Source organism: Parabacteroides sp. CAG:2, from assembly GCF_000436315.1.
GTDB lineage: Bacteria > Bacteroidota > Bacteroidia > Bacteroidales > Tannerellaceae > Parabacteroides > Parabacteroides distasonis.
On record NZ_FR885330.1, the window covers coordinates 94,551 to 101,030 of the forward strand.

The following is a 6,480-nucleotide window of genomic DNA, read 5'->3' on the forward strand; positions in this document are numbered from 1 at the left end:
TCCAAAGAATTACCTACATTTGCCAACAGAATGTTATCCTTTTAAAGAATATAAATGCTATGAAGACTGAAGTTATTTTATCAGCGCTAGAGGCAAAACATCCGGGAGAAAAGGAGTATTTGCAAGCAGTAAAAGAAGTGCTTTTATCAATTGAGGAAGTGTACAACCAACATCCGGAATTTGAGAAAGCGAAAATCATTGAACGCCTAGTTGAGCCGGAACGTATTTTCACTTTCCGTGTGCCTTGGGTAGATGATAAAGGTGAGATACAAGTTAACTTGGGATACCGTGTTCAGTTCAACAACGCGATCGGCCCGTACAAGGGAGGTATCCGTTTCCACCCGTCCGTTAACTTGTCTATCTTGAAATTCTTAGGATTCGAGCAAACATTTAAAAACGCTTTGACAACCCTTCCGATGGGTGGTGGCAAAGGTGGTTCCGATTTCGCTCCGAGAGGAAAGAGCGATGCCGAGATCATGCGTTTCTGCCAAGCGTTTATTCTTGAATTATGGCGTAATCTTGGTCCGGACAGGGATGTTCCGGCTGGCGATATAGGCGTAGGTGGCCGTGAGGTTGGTTATATGTACGGTATGTACAAGAAATTGGCTCGCGAGAACACAGGTACGTTCACGGGTAAGGGCATGGAGTTCGGAGGTTCTATCCTTCGTCCGGAAGCTACCGGCTTCGGCGCTCTTTATTTCGTACATCAAATGCTGGAGACTCACGGAATCGATATCAAGGACAAGACGGTCGCCATCTCCGGTTTCGGCAACGTGGCTTGGGGTGCCGCTACAAAGGCAACCGAGTTGGGCGCTAAAGTGGTTACTATCTCCGGTCCTGACGGATATATCTATGATCCGGCGGGTATCTCCGGCGAGAAGATCGACTATATGTTGGAATTGCGTAATTCCGGAAATGATATCGTAGCTCCTTACGCAGACGAATTCCCGGGCTCTACCTTCTATCCCGGCAAGAAACCTTGGGAACAAAAAGTAGATATAGCCTTGCCATGCGCTACCCAGAATGAGTTGAACGAGGCTGACGCTCGTAAGTTGATCGAGAACAAGACTTTGTGCGTAGCTGAGGTTTCTAACATGGGTTGTACGGCTGAGGCTGTAGACTTGTTCATCGAGCATAAGCAATTATTCGCTCCGGGTAAGGCTGTCAACGCCGGTGGTGTGGCTACTTCCGGATTGGAGATGACCCAGAACGCTATGCATATCTCATGGACTGCCGCCGAGGTAGACGCTAAATTACATCAGATCATGAGCGCAATCCACGAACAATGCGTAGCTCACGGTAAAGATGGCGAATATATCAATTATGTAAAAGGCGCAAATATCGCAGGCTTCATGAAAGTAGCGAAAGCTATGATGGCTCAAGGTATCGTATAAGAATAAGGTCAGTTTAGGCTAAATAAAAACATAGTTATGAATTCTTTGAACCTTAGTTATGGTTTGAGAATTTCATAACTATGTTTTTTAAGCTCATATCAGCGGACTTTCCCGGGGTTCTTAGCGATAAAATCCTTCCATCCCGTATACTTCTTTTCCGAGATCGGATTATTGGTTTGGAAATAATGACAAACAGCCGCCGCCAACCCATCCGTAGCGTCCAATTGCGGAAGCATAGACTCATCCGGTATCTTCAGATAGCGTTGTAGCATGCCGGCCACTTGTTCTTTCGCCGCATTTCCATTCCCCGTGATCGAGAGCTTGATTTTTAGAGGGGCGTACTCGAAGATCGGGATATCCCGCTCCAAGGCCGCCGCCATCGCTACTCCTTGTGCCCTTCCGAGTTTCAACATACTCTGTACGTTCTTCCCGAAGAAAGGCGCCTCGATAGCCAACTCATCCGGATGGTATTGATCGATCAAGGCCAAGACCCGTTCGAATATCTTACGCAGACGGAGATAATGATCCTCATATTTATTCAATTGCAGGATTCCCATAGCTTCCAGCTTCGGTTTATTCCCCTCGATCTTCAAGATTCCGTATCCCATCACGATCGTACCGGGGTCTATGCCTAATATAATACGGTCCTTGATCATTTAGGTAGCTCTATATCTTCCAACAGGGTAGAGAATCCTGCGATTTTCTCTTTATAACGTCCTATCAAATCTTGCTGCAAGGCTCCGCCTTCCTTACGCACCCACTCATTCAACGAATCGATATCCCTCGTATGAAACTGTACGGAAAAACTTTCACCTTCCTCATTCCGCGAATCCAAGATCCGTCTCAAATAAGGACTATAAAGGATACCGCTCTCGGAGGCTTTCGGTATATAACTATTCTTCAAATATTCCAGACACTCATCCACGATATCCTTATGGATATGAAAAGTCGTATTATAAACTATCATCTTCTTTCCTTTCTCTTGAAATTTCTTATACAAAGATAGCGCATATATCAAGAAAAGCCTTATATTTGCACATGAATTAACAAGACGGGGCATTAGCTCATCTGGCTAGAGCGACAGACTGGCAGTCTGTAGGTGATCGGTTCGAGTCCGATATGCTCCACCAATAATAAATTAAGCGGTTACAAAACAAGTAGCCGCTTTTTTTATTGATAAAAATCGTTTTGTTTTGGCGTTTTGTTGCATTTGGTGACGCAAATTTGACGCAAATAATAACGCTGTTGCGTTCATTGCATTTCCGGTTTAACACCCAGTTTAACCTTACCTCCCAAACCTCGCTAGAACCGCAGCCTTATCAAACAAAATTAGGCAGTTACCTAAAAAGATAACTGCCTAATTTTGTGAGCCGAAAGCCGGACTTGAACCGGCGACCTACGCATTACGAATGCGTTGCTCTACCAGCTGAGCTATTTCGGCAACATTTGTTTCTTTATTTCGGGCGCAAAGATACAGGGTTTATTTGACATCTGCAAGAAGATTCGCTAAAAAATCATCTAAATCTGCATCTAAATCTTTTAATAGAGGATCGTCCAGACGAAGCATATCATCATCGATGAAGAGAAGTTCCTCTATTACAACAAAATCCTCATCGGTCAAGCTAACAGAAAGAGGCTTCATGAATCGGGGGACGTCAAAAATATTCTTGGTAGACAAGATCGTAAGAACCGCCTTCACCGAAGCGGCAACCCGCTTATTGAATGCGTTCTCCTCCTCGTTCGAGTTCACCCAATCGAAGATAACGATCTTTTCGATCAAATGCTCCTCATCATCATAAATTTGCAGTTCCCCGCTTTCCGCATCAGCCTGCACATATAAGTCGCTTATAAAATTACCGGACTCATCCTTGGCCAGCTTTTCAACAGCCGACGTAAAAGCGTTCTCGATGAGGGATTGAACCTTTGCCATATTTGCGTTCATATATTAATTCTCCTTTATTCGAATATGCGTCAAAAGTAATAATAATTCACCGAATAACGCCGTTAATCCTCACCAAATTGCACATTTAGTTTCTTATCGGAACGAATTCGTTCGGCCAACGCCTGTACATAGAGTTCCAATAATTTGGTACTCTTATCATTATCACCATTATTACGCTTGAATAAATCGTATGATTTATGAGCCCACTCATAGGCTTCTTTTAAAGCTCCTCTCATCTCATGGCATAGGGCCAGATTAGAGGCCGCCTTCGCCCGGCTTTTCCAGTTTTCCGTACCCCGGTAAAGCCCGGACCAACGATCTTCCGCCATATCCCATTTCTCATTAGCCGCATAAGCGGAAGCCTCTTTCCAACGTGAACCCATTCCGGTAAAGTACCAACGAGTCTCCTTCTCCCAATGAGGAACAAAATTAGCGTAGACCTTCGCCCCGAAATATTTACCGGCCCCACGCAAAGCATTCTCCGGAGAGGGCAATACCTTATCCAAGATCGGCATATAATCCGCACTTTCCGCCCAATAAATACTATCTTTCATATGTACCGTCGCCAGTGGAGCCTCACGATCGGGAACGTAACTGCGTATCACGCCAGCCATCTGCACGTCGATCATTCCCATTACATACCCTTCGCCCAAGGTACCTACGCTTTTCTTCATATCGAACAGCAAGCGGTCGATGGAGATAACCGCATCGGCACCGGTCTCATCGCATAGCGACGCTACTTGCCCTTGGGTAAGTTTCGTATCCAGAAACGCCTGATTATCTTTTCGAACCGCATCATGGTAAAGCAATACGTCGTTAAAATAAGAAGCCTCCACGATAGCCTCCCCTAAAGTACGGCAAGCGTCAAACAGCGCACTATCCGCTTTCGCTTTGCAAGTATCTTGCCTCTCTCCCTGCAAGGTGTATTCGTAACCCGCATCCTCCGGTTGGGGGACGGCATTGTTTACGATAAGTACCTTGGCGACATTCTCAGGAAACGTCACCTCCGCAGGATTATACGTCTCGATACCTACATAATTAATCGTGCTACAAGCGGACAACAAACCCGCTATGCCTATAAAAAGAATGCTTCTCATCTTCATCTATTTAAAAGGGGGCGATTTACGCCCCCACATTATGTCAAATCACTCACAGCCTTGAAATAGCCGATAGACTCCGCGATCCCCAAGAAGGGGTCTTTCATGTCTTTCTCGTATTCCAAGCTACACATTCCCGTGTAATTAACTTCCCGCATCATACGGATCAGAGCAGGGAAGTCGATCTTTCCACGACCGATCTCGATCCCGACTCCCGCCTTCGAAGAATCCGTCACGTCCTTGATGTGCATATCGAATACCCGGGTATGGTATTTCTTCAAGTCGGCGACAGGATCACAGCCGTTTCGCAAGTCATGCCCGACATCCAGACACATACCGATACGGGGGTCTAAATCCTTCGTATGCTCCCAAACGTCCGTAGCATCGGGATACGTCTTAATATCAGGACCGTGCAAGTGGATAGCGTAATGAAAATCATACTCCTTCACTTTTTTATCCACATAGGGTAAAAGCTCGTAATTCGGGACACCGACGATTAACTTCACTCCTACCCGCTTCGCATAATCAAACGCACGATCTATCTCTTCCTCACTCTTCATATAAATAGGACCTACGGCATATCCCGTCACTTTATGGGCAGCGCATTTATCATGAAAAGCCCTAATCTGCTCATCCGTACTATTCAACGGCAAATGGAAATCCTTGATGCAAAGATAATGGATATCTAATCGTTCCAACGTCTTCAACGTCGTATCTAAATCAAAATTAACGAAAGTATATCCCGCCATTCCCAGATGGAACGGGTTTACGGCCTTCGGGGCTTTTGGCTTTACAGGGTCCGGCAAAGCGGCCCGGGCGATCGTGGAGGTACCTAATAAAAGGGCACCCGCCAATCCTTGTTTAAAAAATGTACGTCTTGAGTGTTTCATGGTCTATTACAATATTATATATAATGTATACTGTTTATCTTGGGAAAATAACGCTAAAGGTAGAGCCTACCCCTTGCTGGGAAGTCACTTCTATACGACCGCCGAGCTTTGTGACCAAAGCCTTGGAGATAGCCAATCCCAAGCCGACTCCATTGGTCCATTGCGTCAACTTGACAAAACGATCGAAAACCCGTTCCAATTGGTCGTCCGGGATTCCCTCGCCTGTATCCGTCACATAAAAGCGGATTTCCTGCTCCGTCACGTCATACCCGAAGCAAATATAACCTTTTTTCGTGTGCTTGATAGCATTCGTCAATAAATTAGTGAGGACTTGCGTTAATCTACTCCGATCGGTATAAAGCGTAAAAGGTTGGCAATCATCCAATCGAAGTTCTACATTTTCGGGCATACGTAATAAAATGATACTATAGATATCTTTCATTAAAGCCTTCATTTCATGATTCGCCAAAACGAAAGTCAACGTATTCGACTCGATTTTCGATATATCCAATACGTCTTCTATCAAGCGTTGCAACAATTCATTATTACTTTGTATAATATTGGAGAGTTCATGACGAGTTTCCGCATCTTCCTCATCGGCGATCACCTGCGAGAATCCGACGATGGCGTTCAATGGCGTCCTGATCTCATGATTCATGTTTGCCAAGAACGCAGATTTCAGGTGATCCGCCTCCTCCGCTTTCTCTTTTGCGATCTTTAATCGTATCCCCGCACGATGACGGGCATAGGCGACTATACCCAAGCCCGCACATAGTAACAACACCAAGACAAATCCTCCTCGAAGCATCAAGATACGGACACGCGACTTTTCCGCCTCTAGCTCCAGTTTCTTACTTTGTATCTCTAGTTTTTCCACCTCTCGTTGGGTTTTCAACTTCGCTAAATCCTCGTAATATTTTACCCGCATAATCGAGTCGTGCACTTCTTTAGAATCTCTGTAAGCCCTAGCCGCTTCCATCCCTCTTCCAAGCTTATAATAGAGATCCGCCTTAAAATCCTCCACTGAGACCCAATCACTAAAGCGTTTCTTATCCAAGAGCATTAGTTCCAATTTGTTCGCCAAATCAATGGCCTTCTCATATTTCCCCGCTAAAGCGTAATAATTCATCCAAAGGAATTGAGGCAGGATTTGCTCG

7 protein-coding genes and 2 tRNA genes are annotated in these 6,480 nt (G+C 45.2%); 2 read left to right on the plus strand and 7 right to left on the minus strand.

Annotated features, from left to right (window positions below; translation table 11 throughout):
- Positions 1-59: 59 nt before the first annotated feature.
- Complete coding sequence (gene gdhA, locus QVP94_RS18455; protein ID WP_005868539.1) at positions 60-1,394, plus strand: NADP-specific glutamate dehydrogenase; 1,335 nt, start codon at positions 60-62, stop codon at positions 1,392-1,394.
- A 98-nt stretch (positions 1,395-1,492) separates the two neighbouring features.
- Here the strand turns inward: gdhA and ruvC are convergent, their stop codons facing one another.
- Positions 1,493-2,050 (minus strand): crossover junction endodeoxyribonuclease RuvC, encoded by a 558-nt coding sequence (ruvC, locus tag QVP94_RS18460; protein ID WP_005858764.1) that lies wholly within the window; start codon positions 2,048-2,050, stop codon positions 1,493-1,495.
- A complete protein-coding gene (locus QVP94_RS18465) occupies positions 2,047-2,361 on the minus strand; it encodes a DUF4286 family protein (RefSeq protein ID WP_005868538.1) in 315 nt (104 codons plus the stop codon). Before QVP94_RS18465 ends, ruvC begins: the two co-directional genes overlap by 4 nt.
- Before the next feature lie 86 nt (positions 2,362-2,447).
- Here QVP94_RS18465 and QVP94_RS18470 point away from each other — a divergent pair.
- Positions 2,448-2,524 (plus strand) — tRNA-Ala (locus QVP94_RS18470).
- A 238-nt stretch (positions 2,525-2,762) separates the two neighbouring features.
- On the opposite strand, the gene QVP94_RS18475 is transcribed toward QVP94_RS18470, so the two are convergent.
- The 5 genes from QVP94_RS18475 to QVP94_RS18495 all read right to left on the minus strand — a co-directional run.
- Positions 2,763-2,835, minus strand: a tRNA-Thr gene (locus QVP94_RS18475).
- A gap of 39 nt (positions 2,836-2,874) precedes the next feature.
- Complete coding sequence (locus QVP94_RS18480; protein ID WP_005858768.1) at positions 2,875-3,336, minus strand: hypothetical protein; 462 nt, start codon at positions 3,334-3,336, stop codon at positions 2,875-2,877.
- A 62-nt stretch (positions 3,337-3,398) separates the two neighbouring features.
- Entirely contained in the window at positions 3,399-4,433 is a 1,035-nt protein-coding gene (locus tag QVP94_RS18485; RefSeq protein WP_005858770.1) for a DUF6340 family protein, read from the minus strand.
- A gap of 38 nt (positions 4,434-4,471) precedes the next feature.
- Positions 4,472-5,323, minus strand: coding sequence for a sugar phosphate isomerase/epimerase family protein (locus QVP94_RS18490; protein ID WP_005858771.1), 852 nt, complete (start codon positions 5,321-5,323; stop codon positions 4,472-4,474).
- 34 nt (positions 5,324-5,357) lie between these two features.
- On the minus strand, positions 5,358-6,480 hold a 1,123-nt coding region (locus QVP94_RS18495), incomplete at its 5' end, for a sensor histidine kinase (RefSeq protein ID WP_288213316.1).

Coding starts and splice junctions, on each gene's coding strand:
- gdhA (WP_005868539.1), top strand. CDS start 60: ATGAAGACTGAAGTTATTTTATCAGCGCTAGAGGCAAAACATCCGGGA.
- ruvC (WP_005858764.1), bottom strand. CDS start 2,050: ATGATCAAGGACCGTATTATATTAGGCATAGACCCCGGTACGATCGTG.
- QVP94_RS18465 (WP_005868538.1), bottom strand. CDS start 2,361: ATGATAGTTTATAATACGACTTTTCATATCCATAAGGATATCGTGGAT.
- QVP94_RS18480 (WP_005858768.1), bottom strand. CDS start 3,336: ATGAACGCAAATATGGCAAAGGTTCAATCCCTCATCGAGAACGCTTTT.
- QVP94_RS18485 (WP_005858770.1), bottom strand. CDS start 4,433: ATGAGAAGCATTCTTTTTATAGGCATAGCGGGTTTGTTGTCCGCTTGT.
- QVP94_RS18490 (WP_005858771.1), bottom strand. CDS start 5,323: ATGAAACACTCAAGACGTACATTTTTTAAACAAGGATTGGCGGGTGCC.